The organism is Phormidesmis priestleyi ULC007, from assembly GCF_001895925.1.
Classification (GTDB): domain Bacteria; phylum Cyanobacteriota; class Cyanobacteriia; order Leptolyngbyales; family Leptolyngbyaceae; genus Phormidesmis_A; species Phormidesmis_A priestleyi_A.
The window spans coordinates 1-20,707 of sequence record NZ_MPPI01000047.1 but is presented as its reverse complement, the minus strand read 5'-3'; the positions used below and the strand labels follow the sequence as shown (position 1 = coordinate 20,707).

Genomic DNA, 20,707 nt, shown 5'->3' with positions numbered 1-20,707 from the left:
TGCAAAAATAAGTAGTGGTGCAGAACAAACGACAGAGGGTGAAAACGGTGGTGAGAACGCTAGCGATCGACATTGGCGGAAGTGGGATTAAAACCCTGGTGCTAGATGAATCAGGGCAGCCTCAGACCGAACGTTCTCGCACCGAAACGCCTCAACCTGCAAAGCCTGATCTCGTCGTTAACGCGATCGTGTCTCTGGCAAATCAGCAAGGCGAGTTCGATCGCGTTTCGGCAGGGTTTCCGGGTGTGGTGCGGGCAGGAGTCACCGAAACGGCAGTCAATCTTGACCCCGATTGGGTTGGGTTTGATCTGGCAAAGGCGTTAAGCGATCGCTTAAAAAAGCCTGTCCGGGTGGTAAACGATGCTGATATGCAAGGTATGGGCGCGATTGCAGGGCACGGCGTTGAGCTGGTGATCACGCTGGGCACGGGCTTTGGGTCTGCCTTATTTCTCAACGGCAAACTTGTGCCCAATTTAGAAATGGGACACCACGAGTTTCGCAATAAGGAAACCTATGAGCAGCAATTAGGACGAGCCGCTTTAGACCGCGTCGGTCAAAAAAAGTGGAGCCGACGATTAGGACAATCGATCGAGTCTCTGAGAAAACTCTTCAACTACGATCGGCTCTATATCGGGGGCGGCAACACCAACAAAATCACGATCGAGTTGCCGCCCAATGTCAAAATTGTTCCCAATATATCGGGGTTGTTAGGCGGAATTGTACTCTGGCGAGATTAGTTAAAATCGATTGCGATCGTGCTTTTCGTCAAAGTTGATGATCGGGCCTTTGGGCACAATTCGATTGGGGTTAATCTCTATCATACTCATGTGATACCCGCGTTTGATGTGATCTAAATTGCAGGTTTCTTGAATGCCTGGATATTGATAAACATCTTTCAGATAGTTCCAGAGGTTGGGGTAATCTACAATCCGACGAAGATTGCATTTGAAATGCCCATAATACACGGAGTCAAATCGGAGTAGTGTTACAAACAGACAAACCTCCGCTTCGGTGAGTTGATTACTACAGAGATAGCGCTGTGAACTTAAAACAGATTCCCAGCGATCGAGGTTCTCAAACAGTTCGGTAACCGCTTCCTCATACGCTGCTTGAGTGGTGGCGAATCCGGCTCCATACACGCCAGCGTTAATCGGCACATAAATCGCATCGATCGTCTCGTCAATCTTTGTCCGCAATTCCTGTGGGTAAAAGTCTGTCTGGGATTTAGCAAGACTGTCAAACTCTACATCAAACATCCGAATGATTTCGCGAGACTCATTGTTAACGATCGTGCCTTTCTCTTTGTCCCACAGCACCGGAACGGTAATTCGCCCGGTGAATTTTGGGTCGGCTTTGAGATAGATTTCTTGCAGATATTCAGCGTGGTTCACCGCGTCAGGAATTGCGCCCGGTTCCTCAGAAAACGCCCAACCTTTGTCGCTCATTATGGGATCGACGATCGACAGCCCGATCGCTTCTTGCAATCCTTTCAGACTTCGCATAATCAGCGTCCGATGCGCCCAAGGACACCCCAAACAAATATAGAGGTGATAGCGCCCCGCCTCTGCCTTAAAGCCACTCGAACCATCGGCGGTGACGCGATCGCGAAACGTAGTCGGGATTGACTTAAACTTGCCGCTGCGATCGTGCTCAGTCCGTTCAGTTGCCCACTTACCATCCACCATCATTCCTGCTGCCATTTTGACCTCCAAGAGTTTTGAATAATAAGTTACACGTTCTAAATTTTGGGCTTAAGCGTCTGTTATTCAAAACTCATATAGCAATCCTAAGTAAATTGTGGGATGGGCATCTTGCCCGTATAGGCTGGAAACTTGTCCCACTCTCACAACTGAAATAGGATTGCTATAAAAGATCTATGCGGCAAAGCCATCGCGATCGTGCTTCTCTTCAAAGTTAATGATTGGGCCTTTGGGCACAATGCGATTAGGGTTGATCTGTGTCTGACTCATATAATAGTGTCGCTTGATATGATCGAGATTGCAGGTTTCTTTAATGGGTGGATGCTGGTATAAATCTTTGAGATAATTCCAGAGATTGGGATAGTCAACAATGCGTTTGAGATTGCATTTGAAGTGACCGTGATAAACCGAGTCGAATCGCAATAGTGTTGTAAACAGACAAATATCAGCTTCGGTGAGTTGATCACCACAGAGATAGCGCTGTGAACTCAAAACAGATTCCCAGCGATCGAGATTTTCAAACAGGTCTGTAACGGCTTCCTCATACGCTGCTTGAGTGGTAGCGAACCCCGATCGGTAGACACCGTTATTAATCGGCATATAAATTGCATCGATCGTCTGATCAATCGTTTCGCGCAAATCTGCTGGATAGAGATCAAGCTCTGACTGAGCGATCGCGTCAAACTCGACATCAAACATCCGAATAATTTCGCGAGACTCATTATTGACGATCGTCTGTTTTTCTTTATCCCACAGCACCGGAACGGTAATTCGCCCGGTATATTTTGGATCGGCTTTGAGATAAATCTCTTGCAGATATTCAGCGTGATTTACCGAGTCAGGAATCGCCCCCGGTGCTTCCGAAAATATCCAGCCTTTGTCGCTGAGAACGGCATCGACGATCGACAGCCCGATCGCCTCATCTAGTCCCTTAAGTTGGCGCATAATTAGGGTTCGGTGCGCCCAAGGGCACGCCAGCGAGATATAGAGGTGATAGCGTCCTGCTTCAGCTTTAAAGCCGCTTGACCCGTCGGCGGTGACGCGATCGCGAAAGTGAGTCGGCATTCGATTAAACTGACCTTTTTCGTCTCGCTCTGTCCAATCGGTTGTCCATTTGCCTTCGACCATCATTCCCAGTGCCATTGTGATCTCCTTGAAAGAATTTTAAGGTTTGAATTTGTGAGTTTTGAGTGTATGCGTTCTTGATGTAAAACTCATCACTCAAAACTCATAGTTTTTGTTTAAGGATCGTGAATTAAATAACTCCGAAAACTTTGTGGGTCAGGCATCTTGCCTGACTTAAACAGCCGAGACGGCTGTCCCCCATTATTTAATCCAGAATCCTAAGGATCGTGGATTGAATAATATTGGTTCTTTGCAGAGGCAAGGGGCACTGCCGTGCCATGCCCGGACGCAGATTTGGGTATTGATTTAATTCACGATCCTAAACAAGGTCAAATACCAGAACTTCGGCGAGTTCTTTACCTGTTAGATCGAGTAAGGTTTCTTGACTAACGGCGGCTGCGTCACCTGGCGCTAAAAGTTGACCGTTGAGCATCACAGAGCCACGCGCAACCTGAACCCAGATCTGACGATCGTCCTTAACTGAGAAATTCACCTGCTCACCTTCACCTAACACCGTGGCGTAAAGGTTGAGATCTTGATGCACTTTAACCGAGCCATCGCGACCATCTTGAGACGCAATCAGGCAAAGCTTTCCGCGCTTTTCTGCGTCTGAATATGCCTTTTGTTCGTATCCAGGCTTTAACCCTTGCGTCTCAGGCAAAATCCAGATTTGCAGCAGATGAGTGGCTTCTCGATCGAAGTGATTATATTCGCTGTGACTCACCCCAGTTCCCGCCGTCATGCGCTGCACCTCTCCTGGACGCATCACCGATCGATTGCCCAGGCTGTCCTGATGCTCTAACGCACCTTCTAACACATAGGTAATGATCTCCATATCTCGGTGAGAATGGGTGCCAAACCCGCGCTTTGCTGCAATCTGATCTTCGTTGATCACTCGCAAACTGCGAAAGCCCATAAACTTGGGGTCATAGTAGTCAGCGAAGGAAAAGGTGTGATAAGAGTCTAGCCAGCCATGATTGGCGTGTCCGCGATCGTTCGCCTTACGAATCGTAATCATAATTTCCTCTGAGCAACCCCTCGTAGAAAAACTTGTTTGAGTGAAGAATGTTCTAACTCGTACTTTATGAATCTAAGATAACACATCGATTGTTTACATGCAAACAATCTGCGATCGCGGTAAGCTCATACCGATTTCAACAATAATTGCGACGGCTTGAACGATCGCGAGAGGGCACGACGTGTCATGCCCCTACTGCGAATCTGTCATCACAAATCAAATCAATATGACCTTGATCTATCAATACCCTTAATGATTGCTAGATGAAAGCTTACTCTCTAGACCTGCGTCAGAAAGTTGTGGATGCCTATGAACAACAAGAAGGATCGCAGCGGGAATTAGCCAAACGGTTCAAGGTCAGTCCTAATTTTGTGCGACTGTTGCTCAAACAGCATCAAACAGAAGAGACGATTGAGCCAAAGCCTCATACCGGTGGATTTGACAGCAAGTTGGCGAATCATCTCGACCGGGTTCAGCAGTTGGTGGAACAAGATAATGAGGCAACGCTAGAAGAATTGTGTGTTCAACTCGAACAACAAGTTAAGATTCGGGTCAGTCCAAGTACGCTTTGCCGTACCTTACAACAGTTGAATTTGACTCGAAAAAAACCGTTGCAGGCCAGTCAAGCTGAAACAGACCGAGTTCAGTTGTTGCGACGGGAGTATCGGGAAGAGATTTGAGACATCTGTCCAGAAGACTTGGTTTTCATTGATGAGACCGGTGTGAATTTAATGATGGTGCGGTTATCTGCGCCCGGTGAGCTTGGTCGTTGGGCTGCTCCAGATTGGCGTTCTGAAACTACGCCTCAAAATTAAACTGAAGTAACGATAATTTCTCTACGCAGATTGCATGAACCCGAAGCGAGTCATCTCGATTTGCTGACTGCATTTTTGCCTGCTGCGATCGTGCAACAAACATACACGGATGCCGTCGATCGGCGCTATCTCTGGCATGAGTTTGGCGATTTGAATCTCATTCGTATCAACAGCGTTCATGCAATCCATCTCGTGTAAAGCGAGGCGCATTTTGTGGGATTGGGTTTTGTTGCATCCGATCGACCAACAACTCTAGAAACTGCTTCTTCGTCTCCGCATCGGAAATGGGCGGAGAGATAATTTGAGGTGCTTGAATCAATAATTCAACCTCCGATCCTTCGGGCAAGTCGCAAGCTGTTTGTAGGATAAATGCTCCGTTACGATAAATCGCCTTCAGTGCATAAGACATTGGGGAACTCTAACGTGGAAAGGGGTTTCATTCTCAAACATAGCCGATTCACTCGGCACCCACTGACCGTCTTAAAACTGTTGCTAATGCGATCGCGGCTCTCTCGGATGGCTATCTTTCTGCGCTAGAGATTGTACAGTTGTTTACTGCGTCGTTCTTTTTTGGTAGCTGGTTTTGAAGCCTGCAAAAGCTTGAGCAACCATCTAACAAGACACGAGTTCTTTTCCTAGCAACAGGCGATCGCTCCAAACACTTGTTGAACAGAGTGTTATTATTTGAACAAGATGACCCAATAGATATTAAGCAATGACTGTGGTAAAGCAGGCTAATTCCAAACGTAAAGTGCTGCTATACCCTGGCGAAGACGGCTATTTTGTTGTTGAAGTACCAAGTTTGCCAGGTTGTATCAGTCAGGGAAAAACTCGCGACGAAGCTCTAGCGAATATTGAAGAAGCAATTACTCTCTATATTGAGGTTCTGCACGATCGGGGTGAGTCTATTCCAGACGATCAGGTCGAGGTTGTGCTGGTATGAGAAAGCTGCCTGTTATCTCAGGCGCAGAATGTGTTAGAACACTTGAGCAAATAGGCTTTGTCGTCGATCAACAGCGTGGAAGCCACATCATTTTAGTTCGTGAAGAACCTAGAGCAACTGTCTCGATACCAGATCACAAAGAGCTAGACCGAGGGACTTTGCGTGCGAGCGTTCGGCAAATAGGCTTGACCGTTGACGAGTTCGCTGACTTGCTATGATATGGACACTTTAAGATACAGCGTTCTAAAACCGATCGCTACTCAAAAACTCCACACATCATCCCTCGATCGAGGTGCCATAATCCTGATCTTTGTTCTTGAAGGTGCGTCTAAATACCCACTGCATCAGATCGGGAAACAGCCGATTAGAAGCGATCGATAAATTGGCAGAGCCGACGATCGTCTCAGCGCGTTTGTGTTTTACAGCATCCCAAATTGCTTTGGCAACATCATCGGGCTTTTCAACTACTGGCACGCTGAGAACTTGCTCAAGCTGTTGACGACGCGCCGCTACATCGTCCTCAGTTTTGCCTCTAAAAATTGCCCGCTCCATCAAATCACTTCTAATCAGATTGGGATAGATGCCACACACGCTAATTCCTTTGGGCGCAAGCTCTGATTGCAGCGATTGGGTCAAGCCAGTAACGGCATATTTGCTAGTATTGTAAGCCACCAAATAAGGCACAGGAACTTTGCCGCCAATCGAACTGAGGTTAACGATCGTGCCACTCTTTCGCTCGATAAAATGTGGCAACAATTCATGAATGGTGTGAATATAACCCCAGAGATTGGTGTCGATCGTTTGATGCCAATCTTCTAATGAGAAGCTATCGACCGGGCCAGACGCATAAATTCCGGCGTTGTTGATCAGCACCTCGATCGAGCCATATTCTGCCAATCCTTGCTGCACTAAATTTTTGACCTGTTGCGGATCTCTAACGTCTGTAGGAATGGCGATCGCTGAATAGCTGAGGCTTTTAAGTTCTTGGACAAAAGCTTCTAGACGATCGGGTTGACGCGCGGCTAGGACAAGATTGTAACCATTACGAGCAAACAAAAGCGCGGTTGCTCTGCCGATGCCTTGAGAGGCACCTGTGATCAAAACGGTGGGAGCCATCAGTTTTGCCGTTTGAGAGGGACTGTCTTTTAGTGTGCGCGATCGAGTTTGAAAGTCGTCTGACTTTTGTTGGATATTCGCGGCATACTTCGCCGACTTGGCAAAGGTGTTGAAAAGTAGCTCTCCTCAGATCTTGCACCAGTCTCAACGATTTCCCAATCACCCACCCTGAATTAAAATTCGGGCTGATCGCCAAAGTCCTCTGAAGAGGACTGAGAAGAGGTTTCAACCCATTTCAATGGGTTTGAGCGATCAGCCAGGAACTTCAGTTCTGGGCGGTTGTTGCGAGAGGTGCAAGATCTAAGTCTCACCTAAATGTTCATTTTGAAGGAGTCTATTTGTCAAACTCACTAAAACATCAGTCTTTAGAATCGCAAATAGATTAGTTCTAGAGATGGATAGCGAGGAACAATGAACTCCCTAGTATGAAAGCTGTAAAAGAACAAGTGAGTTTAAAGAAATCGTAACTGAATGATTACACGAAAACTATCGATGATTTTCAAGCGATAGCTATAAGCCTCTAGAGAGGTGTATAGTAACGAAGCGTTTGTTAAAATTTGTAAAGGTTTCAAGATCAGAGTTACTGAATCTTGCTCATATCCGTTTGCCGTTTTGTGGAGTAACTGCGTGACTCAATTTAGCCAAACTTTTGCGCCATCAGCGCACATCTCTAACACCACTGTCAAACGAGGTGAAGGAATCTTATCCCGCAATCGAGGAGTTTTGGTTGCTTTTGGCATTATCGGAACTTGGGCTATCAGCTTAATTGTCTTGTTGTTGATCGATATCTCTCAGCTTGCGATCGGGTGGCGAATCGCGGCAACCATTTGGCAAACATTCTTATACACTGGACTTTTTATCACTGCACACGATGCCATGCACGGAGCAATTGCTCCTAGCAATCCAAAACTCAATCAAAGGATTGGATCGTTTGCGTTGCTTGTGTATGCGCTGTTTGATTATAAAAAGATGATGAGAACTCATTGGTTACATCATCAACAGCCTGCAAGTGAAGTTGATCCAGACTTTCACAATGGCAAGTTTAAAAACTTTTTCGCTTGGTATGGCTACTTCATGTTTCGCTACTGGAGTTGGGTGCGTTTGTTTGGGTTGATGGCAATTTACAACATCATTAGCCTTGTTCTAAAGGTGCCAGAAGTGAATTTAAACTGGTTTTGGGTTGCACCTGCGATCGCTAGTTCTCTGCAACTGTTTTTCTTTGGCACTTACCTACCTCACCGCGAACCTGAAGGTGGCTATGTCAATGAAAATCGTGCCCAGAGCAGCAATTGGTCTGTGTTTTGGTCATTTGTCACCTGTTATCACTTTGGCTATCACGAAGAGCACCACGAGCAGCCAAACGTGCCTTGGTGGAGGTTGCCTGAGCTTCATCAGCGCAAACTAAATGCGGACTAGCGTCAAGCAACCTTTTGCAGTGTTTACGGATAAGTTAAACCTTCACTAACTCAGGAGATTTAGCTCGATCCCAAACTGACTGACCTGTCACCAGTTCAGCCACATCCATGCCGTTGCCGATCACGCCCGGAACGCTGGGATATCCTGCACTTGCCCCCACAAAAAACAGGTTGGGCAACTCAGTCATATAGCCCAAGCGATTGAGTCCGACTTGAGAGGGCACCAGCTTGGCACCATAAATGTTTCCTTGAGGTTGTCCCAGATAATATTCGCTGGTGGTGGGTGTGCCATAAACCTTCATGCGAGTGTAGCGATCGACATCAGGAATCAAATCTCGCACACTAGTCATAACGTTCTGATAGATCTGCCGCTTTTTAGCTTTGTAAGCTTTAGGATCAGACTCATGCAATTGCTTAAAGGATTTATAAGAACACACGGTGGCAATTTCTAAGACGTGGTGCCCTTCTGGAGCCATTCCTGGCTGATCAGATTTGGTGGTTGGGCAAGATATAAAAACCCACGGGTGGTCTAAGTTATCGCGTAGCTGTTGCTGATATTCTTGATTGAGATCTCCGGTTGGATAGTACCAGATATTCCAGTTTCCGATTCCATAGCTTTTGGGATCGAAACGCTGATCTAAACCCAAATAAATATTGAATGCACTCGCTGAATATTCGTAATGGGTTAGACGATGCTGTTCCAATTCGCTTAACGATTGAGAACCGTGCATCAACTGAACAGTCAATTTGGGATCTAAATCACTAATATAAGCCTTGCTTGCAAGATAAATTTGATTGTCCGACGTGACACTTTGAATCTTACCATCGCTGACCTCGATATGCTCAACAGGCGTTGATAACTGAACAATGCCGCCATTGTCAGTAATGGCATCGACGATCGTATCAACAAAGTGCTTAAAGTGATGTTTGGGATAGTAAGCCCCCTCAGAATAGTCCCACACCAGTGAGGTATGAGTCATCAATGCAATCTCGTTAGGCGGCAGGGCATAGTCACCACTTTGACCCGCCAACACAGCCTGAACTTTGGGCGACAGTCCAACTCGATCGTAAAGATCTTGCAGCGTCCAACCGCGTTTGACAAACAGGTTCCAATATTTTGGCAGCTTGAACCAATCTGACCATTTTTGATCATACCAACGCACATCTCGCACCAGGTCGTGCATTTCTTGATGCAAGTGCTTGATCTCATCACAATAGCGACGAATCGGCTGCGCGTCTTCTGGAAACGTCGAGATCAACCGATCGCGAAATGTTTCCCACCCTAACGGAATTTTGAAGTCTGCTTCTGGCGTAATCACTCGATCGATGCAGTCAGGATCGAGGGAATTAAAGGACACTTCGCGATCGATATACTTTAGGAATCGCCCGATCGTTCCATTGGCGTTGCACTGCGAAATGTAGTGCACATCAGCACAAAAGCGATAGTCACCATAGTCAAATGTATGACAACAGCCGCCCGGCAAATAGTGTTTTTCGAGCACAGCAACTCGATATCCCTGACGAGATAAACAGGCGGCGGCAGAGAGTCCGCCGAGTCCTGCACCTAAAATCACATAGTCAAAACTTTTCATCGCAAGCCTCCAAACATTTGTAGATTCAGAAGAGAAGCAGATGAGAAAGAAGCGATCGCCTAATCACTGTTTAGCTATAGGTTGGAGCTTTCAAATTTAGTAAAGCCGCAGAGTGAATAGATCGACCCACAGAATGATTAATATCTGGCATTTCTGACCAGCAAGTACGGCAAAACCAATACAGCGATCCGTGTCGAACGTGTCGCAGCATTGAATTAGAACAACAAGGGCATGTAGTCATCGTTTTTAAATTTCCAACTTATTAACGAACGGTTGTTATTAGCGATCCAGCTTGTGTAACCGTTTCGTTATCCTTGACGATAGAATTGAAATATGAGGAAGTTGTGAGGAAGTTTTCAATCGGTAATCTTTCGCAATATTTAAATATGTTTTGCAACATCGCATCAAATTGCAATCTTCATCGTCGCAAAACCACCGAAAGATTATTGGCTGGCATTTCATAGGTTTTTAAGAGCGCCAAATTTTGCGCCTGAGCGATCGCGATCACCGCATCAAGATCTCGAATTCCCCATTCTGGGTTCTGTGCCTGCAAACTCTGATCAAACGCCGCATTGCTGGGTGCCGTGTGTCTGCCATTCTGCTTAAACGGGCCATACAGATACAAAACTCCACCCACCGGAAGCAGTCTTCTGGCTCCGCTCATCAACCCCAAACAAGCTGTCCAGGGGGCAATATGAATCATGTTGATATTGACGATCGCCGTAATCGAGTTTTGCTGATCGGGCACGATCGTCCAAATGGGATCACGAGCATCTAGGGCGATCGCGGCGTCTAAATTTTCGGCGGGGCAGTGGTTTCGCCAGGCTGCGATGCTGTCTCGTGCGATCGGGTTAGGGTCAGACGGCAACCACCGACGAGGCGCGAGTCGAGGCGCAAAAAAAACCGCATGCTCTCCGGTGCCGCTGGAAATTTCTAACACGGTGCCTGTCGGCGGCAACACTTGCAAAAGCACGTCAAGAATCGGCTCTCGATTGCGTTGAGTCGCGGGGGCGAACTGGCGATCGTCGGGCGGCTCGTTCATTAAGATCACATTAGGGCTAATGTCAAGGAGTAGCGAGAACGAATTTAGGCTAAACCTAGAGGCGTTCTGACTACTCCTATGAAGGCAAAACATCGGTATGGGAATCGAGGGCAGCGACGGGTGAATGTGCCTGCGCCAGGGCCGTTTCGACTATTTGCCTGGACGTGGGAAAGAGGGTAAGTCAACGGCAGCCAAAGACTTCAGCTTTCTAGACGATCGCAGCGGATAGACGATCGGAGAAGGCCCGTTTGTTAAAAGAGGCACCTCATCCTCTGGCACATTCTGCAAATCAAGATCATTGGCTGTTCTTGATCGCAAGGTGATAAAGGGCGATGAAGGTTGCACTGAGTTGGGTGTCGGATCGATCGCTTCAGGCTCAAATAAGTCAAGCTCTGGCGCTGGATCGGCAAACTCCTCGATCGCATGAATCTCGTTCAGAATCTCTTGATCATCTCGCAGCGAGTCTTCAAGCTCACAGGCGAACGACTCAACCGGATCGCCAAGGGCTTGCAGAGCGGTGTCAAATTTTTGTTCTAAATCTGATTCGATCTCAAGCGAGGTTGGGTCTACGATCGCCCATTCGTTCTCTGCTGAAGTCTCTTCTGCGATCGCAGACATCTCGTCGGGTGTAAATAGCTGAATTTCGGGTAGAGACGCGTCTGATGACTCCTGCGATCGTTGAATCGTGTAGCTCACCATTGGCGGATCGACTTTGGAAGGGACGATTACAGAAGTCTCAAATGGCTCATCGACGATCGCTTCTGTAGAAGTGCTGTCAAAATCTTGGCTTGGGAAGATCAGATCTTCAGACTCCTCAAGCTCAGGATCTTCATCCCAAGGAGACGGAATGTATGAATGCGGGTCTGGCAGAGGGTCGAGTTCTGAAAATTCGGGTTGCGCTGACCAGGGCTGAACGGGTTGAGCTTTAGGCGCTAACAAATCAGAGGCATAGTTGATCACATCCTGCCTGATGACACCTGTACCCGTCTCTAGCAGCAAGTCATCTAAACTATCAGCTTTAGCAGGAACCTCCAGACACTTCTCTAAAGCTGCTTTAAACTGCATGGTGTAGCGCTGTTGACGCAGAAGCCGCGATCGCAGGTCTTTGCAAGCGTTTTCGGTTTGATGAACGAGTTGCGTCTGGTCACTATATCGCTGTTGAGTGTGGGCACAGTCGCGCTCTAGCAGAGCAACTTGTTCTTGACTGGCTTCTAGCTGATGGGTCAGCGTTTCAACCAAGATTTGCTGACGTTGGGCTGTTTGTTGAGCCTGTTCTAACTCTCGAAACAGCTTCACGACCTGTTCTTGAGTGGTGGTCAATTCTTGAGTCTGTTGAGCGATGTGAGCGGTTTGCTCGTACGATCGCTGTTTAATCTGCCGCGATTGTGACTCCCAGTTTCGTCGCTCTAGCCGCAGCATGTTGCGAGTTTGTTGCAGCGCTTTCGTTAAGTTTGCAATCTGCGCGTGAAATTCTTGGTCTTGCTTTTCTAACACGCCAATTAGATCGTCTTTTTGGTGGCGAAGCTCTTGATTTTGCTGGTCTAATTTGCAGACGCGATCGCTCAGAATTTGCAGTGAGTTATCGGGGTCAGAGGTGACAGGCTCCGCATGAGGAATTTCATCAACGGGCAGCGCATTGGGGAAATCGACCGTTGTCCACTCTTCTGCAAGAGAGTCTGGCTCGGCTGGTTCAGACGCAGACTGGGGAATGGACTCAAACAAGCTGGGATTATTGTTTGAATTTTCAGCTTCATTCATCGCGATTTATTTACCCTAGAAGAAAGGAACCTGACGATCGTGTTTTGGCGTTTTTTGACGGAGCGTTTAGAACTCAAGTCAAAGTTTAAGTTCTCTAGACTTAGTTATACCGACAGTTGCTTAAAATTGAACCAACGATTTGAGATTTCTGTCGTGCGATCGGAGCTTGAAGAAACATTGATTCTAGAGAATGTTACTAACAAATCAACCTTATAAAACAACTTTTTACCACATAAAATTGATTCCCTAAACTTGGAAGCTAAAAAAATTCTATTTTTAACGTCAGATTGACGAGTTTTTTCACTTCGTTGTGGGCGGCTTATGCCCCCTAAATCCCCCATTCTGGGGGACTTTGAACCGGAAAGTTTGGCTTGAAGTTCCCCAATTTGGGGGATTTAGGGGCGCGGTGGGCTGTAATGAAGTCGTCGAATTTGCGTATTTTCAAAGCTTTCTCAAGGCTGTTCGCAACACGTCTTGATGCATCAACGCCCGATCGACCAGCGAATGAATTTGATCGGTTGAAAGCGCTTCGCCATTGGCATAAAGCTCTAGCCAGGTTTGACTGATTTGGTGCGAGTCTGGCGGCAGATCGGTCAGTTCCCATCCGGGTATCTCTAGCTCATCCATCAGGTGGGTGACTTTGGGGTCATAGCTCAACGCAAAACACCGACACCCTTCAGCCGCCGCCATAATCAGCCCATGAAATCGCATCGCGATCGCCATCTCTACGCCTCGAAACACCCCTTTTAGTTCCTGCGGGTTTTCTAACATTAGAATTTTGCTAAACCCTGGAAGTTGTGGCTGAATAGTTTGAGCGATCGCCAAATCTTGACTCGCCTGAAATGGCAACAGCAATAAACAGGTCTGAGTCGCTTTTTGGAAATCGATTAGGGCACGAGTCAGAACAGTCAACCGATCGGGCGTTAAAAGCGGATGCGATCGGAGATTCACGGCAACTCTGGGCGCAGGCAAATCCCACAATCCCGGTACGGCTTCCGACTCCATTGCCCAAACGGGATCGGGAGCCAGCACCGACGGAATTCTCCACTGATGCAATAAAGCCGCCGAGCCACGATCGCGCACACTCACCCCAACACAATTCTTAAGCGCTTGTTGAGTCAGCCAGCAAGTCACTGATCGATTCAAGGGCCCGATGCCTTGCGCCCAGGCGATCGTCTTCAACCCCATCACTTGGGCAAGTTTCATCAAGCCCCCATAATAAAAAGCGCTATAGGGACTCGTCGCATCCTGCATTAAGCTGCCGCCACCCCAGATAAAAATATCCGACTGACGCAATGCTTGAACAACGGATGTTAGGGACTTACGATCGCAGCTTGTCACCTTGTAGCGATCGCGGGTCTGCTGAGGATTGCCTGACAAAACGATCGGCTCTATTTGGGGGGGCAACATTTGCAGCAAAGAAGCCAGCAGGGCCTCATCGCCGCCGTTACCCATGCCATAGTAGCCACACAACACTGCTCGAAGCTTGTTCATTTCAGATTTTAGGTTGCAGCCAATTCTATAGCGGCAAGTCAATTTAGACTAGAGCTTGCGATCCGCGATCGCTGCAAATTCAACGTTCATTGGACAAATGATTTTTATGCACGCTCTCTCGATTCCCACTTGGGTGATTCATGTTTCTAGTGTGATTGAATGGGTCGCGGCAATTTGGCTGATTTGGCGCTATGCCGAGGTGAGCGGAAATCTGGCGTGGCGATCGCTCTCGTTGGGAATGTTGCCTGCGTTAGTGAGCGCGATGTGTGCCTGCACCTGGCATTTCTTCGACAATCCCGCCTCGCTGAGTTGGGTCGTGACGGTGCAAGCTGCGATGACACTGGTCGGAAATTTCACATTAGCGATCGCGGGCTGGTGGATTTGGCGATCGTCCAAAATTCCGACACGCGAGTCGGGGCAACCAGAAACGATCGATCCTGATTAAGGATGATCGTAGGGGTAGCGCCCCCGTGCCTACCCATTGCGCGAAGAGGGCAACCACGGGGGGATTGTCACCCCAATTGTTCATTCGTTCAGCACCGCCGCAATCGGTTTGTTTGACGGCGATCGACCCCATCTAATCTTACGCTGCTGTTTGGATTAGCTCTACTTTACGCGATCGCAACAATTGCACAAACGTGTCGCTAACGTTGCCCATCACCCGCCGCAGATAACCTTTGCATCACAACTGAACGACTCTCAGCGGTCGGTGTGCATGGGCGTTGTTAGCTGGCTGGTAGTGAGCAATGCCCACCCTACGATCATTGCCCGGATTCATCCACCCACCCACAATCACCACACCGACACACTCGCCCCGTTGCTGCCAGGAGCGGCAGTTCGCAGTCTGGACAACGCTGGGTAAATATCGGGTGAGTATTAGGGATCGGGTTGGGTATCGGCTGTCCATCGTAGCGGGATGTGTCGTTTTAGATCATGCGGGGACTTCAAGACTGTAACGAGCTGTCTATTTGATTTTTATACTTTTTAAGCGGTCTACAAACTCCTTTGCTTTTTCCAAAGTTTCATATTCTTCGGGATACCTCTCTACTAATAGTTCTGGCAACTTTTCACAGTCACGATTCGAGTCCGGTTTTATATCCTCAGACAAGAAGTGACGATTCGGGTCCAGTACATCGTCAGGCAAGAGGACATTGCACAGGAATGAATGGAATAGCTGTTTGGGGGTTAGTCCTTTGACTGATGATAGATCGACACACCAAAGTATTACCTCGCTGAGGTCGGCATCGGTGAGGTCGGCACCACTGAGGTCGGCACCACTGAGGTCGCGGGGGTGGATGGAGCTGATTTGGGCATCGGCGCGGGGATGCGCGCGGTAGGCACCGCTGAGTTGGACACCCCTGAGTTTGGCAAACATTTGGTCGGCACTCCTGAAGTAGGCACCGCTGAGTAAGACATCGGTGAGGTCGGCGGCACGGGGGAGGTAGGCATTGCTGAGGTTAGCACCCCTGAGGTCGGCACCCCTGAGGTCGGCACCGTGGAGGTAGGCATTGCTGAGGTTAGCACCCCTGAGGTCGGCACTGCTGAGGTCGGCATCGGTGAGGTTAGCACCACCGAGGTGGGCACCCCTGAGGTCGGCACCGCTGAGGTCGGCATTGCTGAGGTCGGCATTGCTGAGGTCGGCACCGGTGAGGTTAGCACCGCTGAGATTAGCAAACCAGAGGTCGGCATTGCTGAGGTCGGCACCGCTGAGGTCGGCACGGCTGAGGTGGACAAGGCTGAGGTTAGCACCGCTGAGATTAGCCCTGTGGAAATCGGCTTTTTCCAAATCAGAAGATGATAGATCTAAGTCTAGCGCCGTTAAAAGTGCAGTATCGCCCAGAAATGAAGAACACTTGATTTACGTGGCATATCCTCGTCAAACAGGCGTAGTAGTGATAGTGTTCTTGCTTTGACAACCTGTAATGCCGCTTGCGGATCAATAGATGGAATTATTGATGTTTCAGATTGCGCTGGTTCTGTATCAGATGCTGTATCACTTGCGTGTTCAGTTTGTGCTTGATGATGATTTTTTTTAGGCAACATGGTCTTCAGTTTTTTGTCTACCAGCAACGCTGAGATCTCAGCTAGGTAGTCTTGTAGAGCCTGATGATGCTGTTGTTCAGTCTCCCGCTTTTGATCGGCTTCCTGCTGTGCCTTCTCCCGATTTTGTTCAGCTTCTGCCTTCTCTGCTTTAGTTTTCTCCTGATTAGATTGAAATAAAAACCCTAATCCTGCCAACGTTGCGGGTGCAAGCAACAAAGTCATCCAGTCCCAAAGACTTTTCCCAGGGGTCAGCTTGTCGGTGGTAGTTATCGTTGTCTTATGCGTTGTCTCACCTCCCTGAGTAATATCCTCTTGCACAGTCAAAACGTTTTGATCCTGACTTCCCCCAAATTCTGACCAGTCCACGCGATAAAGGCTGATCATCACAAAAAACACGCTGCCAGCAACAAGGATTTTTATCAGTACTGGTCTACGTCTTTTCAGTTGCTCAATAAGAGTCGATTGATGTGCAATCTGCTGTGGGGCATTGTTTTCCATAATTGTTTTCCATAATTATCCTCCCAGTACCGATCAAAAAACAAAGCCCTCCGAGGGGATTCTGAGAGGGCATTTTTTCGTTAGGCAGGAATTTCCAGACCGTAGCGATGTGAGATCGCCTCAATTTTCCTGATTTCTTCGTTCACGATCGCCAGCTCCGAGGCAATCCGATATATCCCAATATGATTCACCCACCAACTTACGCCACATCTCAAAAACCATGTCCAGCGTGATAGTGAGAGCTAACGGCTCAAATCAGCGGCGGCAGATAAACTCAAACTCAGCACCAGCGAATTTTTCCGTCCGGTGCATTTGAATTGTGTACGCCCAGCATGGGCGTGATCTGATGGGGTGAAAGTCCCCTGTGGTGGAACCAGCGTCCAAATGAACCCAAAAGTTCCGAGTGACGATAACCACTAGCTTAAGGCAAGGGCGTTCTCGCGAGGGAAGGTCTGGAGGAAGCCAGCGGCAAACCGACGAGCCGACGAACAGAAACGTCATAGAAGGCTGAGACCTCTGGGTGAGTTGGCACAACACAACGAAACCCTTGGTTCAAGGGGTGCAGTAAATGACGCGGTTGCGGCGGGAGAGATCACGGTCTTATCTGGGGAGATCTGTACGGCTGCGGTCTGTCAACCAAGGGAGTCTGATTGAGGTCTCGCGGGAAACGGCGAGGGAGCCACAGAACCCTAAAGTTGATGAGACAGCCCCTTTGGAAGTAATTTCAAGGGTTAATCGTACAGAAGTCAGCCGAGTCCATAGTAGTTCGTTTGAGAACGAAGGGACGAACATGAACGACCTAAGGAGGAGCGATGAACAACTCAGACCTATCGATGAACCCGGACGGGGGAGATACGGTTTGGCGTGCTGACAGAGAGCCAGCCTTAGACAACTTGATGGCGCGAATCTTAGAGCGCAACAATGTTCAAACAGCCTGGAAACGGGTGAAGTCGAACAAAGGTGCTCCCGGCAGTGACGGGATGACTTTAGAAGACTTTCCTGCCCATGCCCGCGAACATTGGCAAGAGATTCGCCAATCCCTGCTTGATGGCAGCTACCAATCGCGCCCAGTGCGACGGGTGTCGATTCCGAAGCCGAGAGGCAAAGGAGAGCGTAAGTTGGGGGTTCCTTGTGTCATTGACCGAGTGATCCAACAAGCCATCTTGCAGGTGCTTACGCCAATCTTTGACCCAGACTTCTCTGAGTCAAGCTATGGCAGTCGACCGCGCCGTTCGGCTCATGGAGCGATCCAACAGGTGAAAACGATGGTCAAAGCAGGGCATCGCATTGCGGTTGACTTAGATTTAGAGAAATTCTTTGATACGGTCAATCACGATGTCTTGATGTCCCGCGTCGCTCGGAAAGTTTCTGACAAGGTGCTTTTGGGGTTAATCGGTCGTTACCTGCGAGCAGGCGTGTTGGTTGGAAGTACTGTTGAACCGACTGCATGGGGGACTCCACAAGGGTCTCCCCTTTCACCTTTGTTGTCCAATATTCTTCTAGATGACTTGGACAAGGAGCTAGAAGCGTGAGGGCATCGTTTTGTTCGCTATGTCGATGACCTCGTAATCTTGGTCAAAAGCAGACGAGCAGGGCGACGAGTGATGGTAAAGATTAGCCGTTACTTAACCCAAGCGCTGAAGCTCAACGTCAATCGAGAAAAGAGCCGAGTGGTCAAGATTGAAGAGTTGAACTATCTCGGTTTTACCTTCCGAGGGATTCGCATCTTCGTCTCTGAGCAAGCTCTGCAAGACTTCAAGCATCGGTTGCGGGGCTTCACGTCGCGCAGTTGGGGAGTCTCAATGGCAGAGCGCTTCGAGCGATTGAACCGATACGTGCAAGGGTGGATGAACTACTTCGGCATCTCTCAGCATTACACCCCAATAGAAGAGCTAGATGGGTGGTTAAGGCGACGAATTCGCATGTGCTACTGGAAACAGTGGCGCAGACCGAGAACGCGCATTGCCAACCTGCTCAGGTTGGGGACAAGTAAGCGTCATGCGATTTTGACCGGCATCAGTCGCAAAGGCTACTGGCGTTTGTCAAAGACACTCGCAACGCAAACGGGAATGACCAATGAGTGGTTAGAACAACAGGGATTGTTATCGATTCGCCAACTCTGGATGAGAGTGCAGGGTTACGCTTAGGTTATCAGTGTTTTGTCTGCGCGTCTTCATGAACCGCCCATTGCGAACCCGCATGATGGGTGGTGTGGGAGGGGAGAGTTAAATGCTCTCCTCGACCCGATTAGACGGGGAGACGAGCACTATTGATTTACCAGTCCTTGCAGTTCGTTAATATCCATGTGGATTCCTTGACGCTTCAGATATTGGCTCAAGTTGATCTGGATGAATAAATCTTTGAGTTCTTCGGCAATCTCTGGGGGCGGATTGCCAGATAATGCGTTTGCGATCAGCCGTTCTGCGGCTCGTAATTCACCGCATTCGATCGCGAGAGATGCTGCGCTGCGGTAGAGTACAGAACGAGTGGGTTCGGCATCAAGAGTGCTAGCGATTAAGGCGACGGCTTGCGTTTCTTGTTCAAAGGCTTGGCGCGTTAATTGTGCAGCCTGTTCTGGAGCGCCTCTTAAACGGGCGACTGCTGCGGCTTCGGCTAAATCCATTGCTTGTTGGTGGAGCACTTGAATCTGGCTCATTGGAGTAGGGTTCCTTCGGGGTTATGTTTCGCACTCATGATGGAAATTGGGCGGCTGAACTCTACCACAATGATATACGCTGGCAATCCCTGTGCATCAGATGCGCGAGTTTGTTCAGTTTTCTGCTTGACTCTGGCATTGATTTGACTGCGATTACCTTTACGAATTCCAGAGACTTCTAGACGTGCCATTCGCTGAAATGGCAGCGTGGCGGTTGAATCTTGACTTCCTAACCAGTAGTCAAATCCAGTTCCTTTGCGAGAACGTTCAATGACCGTGAAATTTGTTAATTGAAGAATTAACAGAAATGCGACTCCATAAGCAGCTTGCTCGGTCGTGTATTCTTCGTCATTCCAACATCGCCGTGTTTGTTCTGTGACTGGCTGCCAATCCAATTTGAATGTGGTAGAAAATTCTCCTTCGACTTCGAGTGCTGCTCCCGGTTTATGAGCTTCCTCGGTTAGACAAATCGCACCTGCTTCTGCGATCGCCGCCCCAAAAGCGGGTGTAATGGCGGGAAGTCCTCGGTCAAGGCTCTGTAAGTTTAAGACTTGAATCTGGCTCAAAACGGCGTTGTCCTATGGAAACTAGAGGCTCAATTTTACTTTCAATCACTACGGTTTGAGTCGTTGCCTTCGGCACAGCGAAGCTGCCCGCCACAATTTTGCCATGATTGCCTGCTTCGATTCCTAATTAGCTCTGTAGCTCTGCCAAAAAGCTAATCGGGAATCAAAGCAGCAACCGTGACTATTTCACACGTACTGCGACTGCGACATAACCGTTACTGATAACCCCTTCCATTGAGCCAATATTGAAACAATCAACGACTTTGCCTGTGTGTAAGATATCCCAAGATTTTGGGACATGAACTCAGCGCCCTTTGGAATAATCCACTCTCTCAGGCTTGCATTATTAATCGTAGCAAGTTGGGTATTAATATCAGCACTGATAGCTCCTCTATCAACAAAAAGGGGTATGAGAGAATCGACGATAAGTTGATACCATTTATCGGCGGAGCGAATTGAGATAGTATTAGCCCTGATTTTGAATCTGTCGCCCACTAAAGCCACGCTAAAGGGTTGTGAGAAGGTTCCACTTACAGATGTCCAGGGTGTGTGCTTGCATTTGCCAGCAATACACCCAATACGCTCACGATGGCATCTGCCAGTTACCATTCACGGTCAGTCCACCATTCTGAAAGGACACACGCAGACCGCTGATGTCAACCCTGTTGAACTCGGTATCTTTTTGCCGACCAGCATAGCCTGCAAGCATTTGATTGACAGATCCCTCAAAGTAAAAAGTTGGAACTCTGAGAGTCAACCAGCGACCCTTTAATTCTAGCTCCGGTTGGAAGTTAGATATATTAACAGCGACTATACTCTAATCGGCTAAGAGCTGGACTTTTTTGAAGGATTGAAACTTCCAACTCATCAGGCTTTTTAGCTTGTCGTGTTTGTCAATAGGAGCCGTCTCTATCACCGTTGAAATT

22 protein-coding genes and 2 pseudogenes are annotated in these 20,707 nt (G+C 48.3%); 10 read left to right on the top strand and 14 right to left on the bottom strand.

The genetic code is table 11. From position 1 onward, the window contains the following. The first annotated feature begins 47 nt into the window (after positions 1–47). Positions 48–737: an ROK family protein gene (locus tag BRW63_RS23560; protein ID WP_244913267.1), complete on the top strand. Its 690-nt coding sequence runs from the start codon at positions 48–50 to the stop codon at positions 735–737. Here the strand turns inward: BRW63_RS23560 and BRW63_RS23555 are convergent, their stop codons facing one another. The 3 genes from BRW63_RS23555 to BRW63_RS23545 form a co-directional block, all read right to left on the bottom strand. Next, positions 738–1,700, bottom strand: a complete 963-nt coding sequence (locus BRW63_RS23555; RefSeq protein ID WP_073074821.1) for a glutathione S-transferase family protein — start codon at positions 1,698–1,700, stop codon at positions 738–740. Positions 1,701–1,874: 174 nt separating this feature from the next. Next, positions 1,875–2,843 carry a glutathione S-transferase family protein gene (locus BRW63_RS23550; protein ID WP_073074820.1) on the bottom strand — a complete coding sequence of 323 codons (969 nt, stop codon included), beginning with the start codon at positions 2,841–2,843 and terminating at the stop codon, positions 1,875–1,877. Positions 2,844–3,144: 301 nt separating this feature from the next. Next, positions 3,145–3,843, bottom strand: a complete 699-nt coding sequence (locus tag BRW63_RS23545; RefSeq protein WP_073074819.1) for a pirin family protein — start codon at positions 3,841–3,843, stop codon at positions 3,145–3,147. Positions 3,844–4,106: 263 nt separating this feature from the next. Between BRW63_RS23545 and BRW63_RS23540 the strand changes: the two genes are divergently transcribed. Next, positions 4,107–4,523 (top strand): helix-turn-helix domain-containing protein, encoded by a 417-nt coding sequence (locus BRW63_RS23540; protein WP_073074818.1) that lies wholly within the window; start codon positions 4,107–4,109, stop codon positions 4,521–4,523. A 165-nt stretch (positions 4,524–4,688) separates the two neighbouring features. Continuing rightward, positions 4,689–4,856 carry an S-adenosylmethionine:tRNA ribosyltransferase-isomerase gene (locus BRW63_RS23535; RefSeq protein ID WP_219898704.1) on the top strand — a complete coding sequence of 56 codons (168 nt, stop codon included), beginning with the start codon at positions 4,689–4,691 and terminating at the stop codon, positions 4,854–4,856. Here BRW63_RS23535 and BRW63_RS23530 read toward each other — a convergent pair. Next, positions 4,825–5,067, bottom strand: a complete 243-nt coding sequence (locus BRW63_RS23530; RefSeq protein WP_073074817.1) for an antitoxin family protein — start codon at positions 5,065–5,067, stop codon at positions 4,825–4,827. The two genes, BRW63_RS23535 and BRW63_RS23530, sit on opposite strands and share 32 nt — an antisense overlap. 306 nt (positions 5,068–5,373) lie before the next feature. Here BRW63_RS23530 and BRW63_RS23525 point away from each other — a divergent pair, with 306 nt between their 5' ends. Further along, complete coding sequence (locus BRW63_RS23525; RefSeq protein WP_073074816.1) at positions 5,374–5,601, top strand: type II toxin-antitoxin system HicB family antitoxin; 228 nt, start codon at positions 5,374–5,376, stop codon at positions 5,599–5,601. Continuing rightward, positions 5,598–5,819, top strand: coding sequence for a type II toxin-antitoxin system HicA family toxin (locus BRW63_RS23520; protein WP_073074815.1), 222 nt, complete (start codon positions 5,598–5,600; stop codon positions 5,817–5,819). Before BRW63_RS23525 ends, BRW63_RS23520 begins: the two co-directional genes overlap by 4 nt. 58 nt (positions 5,820–5,877) lie before the next feature. Here the strand turns inward: BRW63_RS23520 and BRW63_RS23515 are convergent, their stop codons facing one another. Continuing rightward, positions 5,878–6,717 (bottom strand): SDR family NAD(P)-dependent oxidoreductase, encoded by an 840-nt coding sequence (locus BRW63_RS23515; protein ID WP_073074814.1) that lies wholly within the window; start codon positions 6,715–6,717, stop codon positions 5,878–5,880. 627 nt (positions 6,718–7,344) lie between these two features. Between BRW63_RS23515 and crtW the strand changes: the two genes are divergently transcribed. Further along, a complete protein-coding gene (crtW, locus tag BRW63_RS23510; protein WP_083583207.1) occupies positions 7,345–8,133 on the top strand; it encodes a beta-carotene ketolase CrtW in 789 nt (262 codons plus the stop codon). Between the two features lie 34 nt (positions 8,134–8,167). On the opposite strand, the gene BRW63_RS23505 is transcribed toward crtW, so the two are convergent. The 4 genes from BRW63_RS23505 to csaB form a co-directional block, all read right to left on the bottom strand. Further along, positions 8,168–9,724, bottom strand: a complete 1,557-nt coding sequence (locus BRW63_RS23505; protein WP_073074813.1) for a phytoene desaturase family protein — start codon at positions 9,722–9,724, stop codon at positions 8,168–8,170. A 418-nt stretch (positions 9,725–10,142) separates the two neighbouring features. Continuing rightward, on the bottom strand, positions 10,143–10,766 hold the full coding sequence (locus BRW63_RS23500) for a DUF938 domain-containing protein (protein WP_073074812.1): 624 nt from the start codon (positions 10,764–10,766) through the stop codon (positions 10,143–10,145). Between the two features lie 150 nt (positions 10,767–10,916). Further along, complete coding sequence (locus BRW63_RS23495; RefSeq protein ID WP_073074811.1) at positions 10,917–12,524, bottom strand: hypothetical protein; 1,608 nt, start codon at positions 12,522–12,524, stop codon at positions 10,917–10,919. A gap of 441 nt (positions 12,525–12,965) precedes the next feature. Continuing rightward, positions 12,966–14,018 (bottom strand): polysaccharide pyruvyl transferase CsaB, encoded by a 1,053-nt coding sequence (gene csaB / locus BRW63_RS23490; RefSeq protein WP_073074810.1) that lies wholly within the window; start codon positions 14,016–14,018, stop codon positions 12,966–12,968. 106 nt (positions 14,019–14,124) lie between these two features. On the opposite strand from csaB, the gene BRW63_RS23485 reads away from it, so the two are divergent. Both BRW63_RS23485 and BRW63_RS28570 read left to right on the top strand, forming a co-directional pair. Further along, positions 14,125–14,463 carry a DUF2499 domain-containing protein gene (locus BRW63_RS23485; protein ID WP_073074835.1) on the top strand — a complete coding sequence of 113 codons (339 nt, stop codon included), beginning with the start codon at positions 14,125–14,127 and terminating at the stop codon, positions 14,461–14,463. Positions 14,464–14,733: 270 nt separating this feature from the next. Further along, positions 14,734–14,880 (top strand): hypothetical protein, encoded by a 147-nt coding sequence (locus BRW63_RS28570; protein WP_181314478.1) that lies wholly within the window; start codon positions 14,734–14,736, stop codon positions 14,878–14,880. A gap of 102 nt (positions 14,881–14,982) precedes the next feature. Here the strand turns inward: BRW63_RS28570 and BRW63_RS29180 are convergent, their stop codons facing one another. From BRW63_RS29180 to BRW63_RS23475, 3 genes and pseudogenes are all read right to left on the bottom strand, one after another. Next, entirely contained in the window at positions 14,983–15,393 is a 411-nt protein-coding gene (locus tag BRW63_RS29180) for a pentapeptide repeat-containing protein (protein WP_223257487.1), read from the bottom strand. A gap of 129 nt (positions 15,394–15,522) precedes the next feature. Beyond that, a pseudogene (locus tag BRW63_RS29815) lies at positions 15,523–15,804 on the bottom strand (pentapeptide repeat-containing protein); the annotation flags it as partial. A 32-nt stretch (positions 15,805–15,836) separates the two neighbouring features. After that, positions 15,837–16,559, bottom strand: a complete 723-nt coding sequence (locus BRW63_RS23475; protein ID WP_073074808.1) for a hypothetical protein — start codon at positions 16,557–16,559, stop codon at positions 15,837–15,839. Positions 16,560–17,371: 812 nt separating this feature from the next. Between BRW63_RS23475 and ltrA the strand changes: the two are divergent. Together ltrA and BRW63_RS29165 are read left to right on the top strand one after the other, a co-directional pair. Then, a pseudogene (gene ltrA / locus BRW63_RS29170) lies at positions 17,372–18,259 on the top strand (group II intron reverse transcriptase/maturase); the annotation flags it as partial. Continuing rightward, positions 18,248–18,706 (top strand): group II intron maturase-specific domain-containing protein, encoded by a 459-nt coding sequence (locus BRW63_RS29165; RefSeq protein ID WP_223257488.1) that lies wholly within the window; start codon positions 18,248–18,250, stop codon positions 18,704–18,706. The pseudogene ltrA and the gene BRW63_RS29165, both read left to right, overlap by 12 nt. Positions 18,707–18,825: 119 nt before the next feature. Here the strand turns inward: BRW63_RS29165 and BRW63_RS23465 are convergent, their stop codons facing one another. Both BRW63_RS23465 and BRW63_RS23460 read right to left on the bottom strand, forming a co-directional pair. Continuing rightward, on the bottom strand, positions 18,826–19,215 hold the full coding sequence (locus BRW63_RS23465; protein WP_073074807.1) for a hypothetical protein: 390 nt from the start codon (positions 19,213–19,215) through the stop codon (positions 18,826–18,828). Next, positions 19,212–19,781, bottom strand: coding sequence for a hypothetical protein (locus BRW63_RS23460; RefSeq protein ID WP_073074806.1), 570 nt, complete (start codon positions 19,779–19,781; stop codon positions 19,212–19,214). The genes BRW63_RS23465 and BRW63_RS23460 overlap by 4 nt, the downstream gene beginning before the upstream one ends. Positions 19,782–20,707 lie beyond the last annotated feature (926 nt).

Excerpts from the sequence above, each read along its gene's own strand:
- BRW63_RS23545 (WP_073074819.1), bottom strand. The coding sequence starts at position 3,843 with ATGATTACGATTCGTAAGGCGAACGATCGCGGACACGCCAATCATGGC.
- BRW63_RS23485 (WP_073074835.1), top strand. The coding sequence starts at position 14,125 with ATGCACGCTCTCTCGATTCCCACTTGGGTGATTCATGTTTCTAGTGTG.
- BRW63_RS23495 (WP_073074811.1), bottom strand. The coding sequence starts at position 12,524 with ATGAATGAAGCTGAAAATTCAAACAATAATCCCAGCTTGTTTGAGTCC.
- BRW63_RS29180 (WP_223257487.1), bottom strand. The coding sequence starts at position 15,393 with ATGTTTGCCAAACTCAGGGGTGTCCAACTCAGCGGTGCCTACCGCGCG.
- csaB (WP_073074810.1), bottom strand. The coding sequence starts at position 14,018 with ATGAACAAGCTTCGAGCAGTGTTGTGTGGCTACTATGGCATGGGTAAC.
- BRW63_RS23530 (WP_073074817.1), bottom strand. The coding sequence starts at position 5,067 with ATGTCTTATGCACTGAAGGCGATTTATCGTAACGGAGCATTTATCCTA.
- BRW63_RS23555 (WP_073074821.1), bottom strand. The coding sequence starts at position 1,700 with ATGGCAGCAGGAATGATGGTGGATGGTAAGTGGGCAACTGAACGGACT.
- BRW63_RS23500 (WP_073074812.1), bottom strand. The coding sequence starts at position 10,766 with ATGAACGAGCCGCCCGACGATCGCCAGTTCGCCCCCGCGACTCAACGC.
- BRW63_RS28570 (WP_181314478.1), top strand. The coding sequence starts at position 14,734 with ATGGGCGTTGTTAGCTGGCTGGTAGTGAGCAATGCCCACCCTACGATC.
- BRW63_RS23550 (WP_073074820.1), bottom strand. The coding sequence starts at position 2,843 with ATGGCACTGGGAATGATGGTCGAAGGCAAATGGACAACCGATTGGACA.
- BRW63_RS23540 (WP_073074818.1), top strand. The coding sequence starts at position 4,107 with ATGAAAGCTTACTCTCTAGACCTGCGTCAGAAAGTTGTGGATGCCTAT.
- BRW63_RS23525 (WP_073074816.1), top strand. The coding sequence starts at position 5,374 with ATGACTGTGGTAAAGCAGGCTAATTCCAAACGTAAAGTGCTGCTATAC.
- BRW63_RS23475 (WP_073074808.1), bottom strand. The coding sequence starts at position 16,559 with ATGGAAAACAATGCCCCACAGCAGATTGCACATCAATCGACTCTTATT.
- BRW63_RS23520 (WP_073074815.1), top strand. The coding sequence starts at position 5,598 with ATGAGAAAGCTGCCTGTTATCTCAGGCGCAGAATGTGTTAGAACACTT.
- BRW63_RS23465 (WP_073074807.1), bottom strand. The coding sequence starts at position 19,215 with ATGAGCCAGATTCAAGTGCTCCACCAACAAGCAATGGATTTAGCCGAA.
- BRW63_RS23505 (WP_073074813.1), bottom strand. The coding sequence starts at position 9,724 with ATGAAAAGTTTTGACTATGTGATTTTAGGTGCAGGACTCGGCGGACTC.
- BRW63_RS23515 (WP_073074814.1), bottom strand. The coding sequence starts at position 6,717 with ATGGCTCCCACCGTTTTGATCACAGGTGCCTCTCAAGGCATCGGCAGA.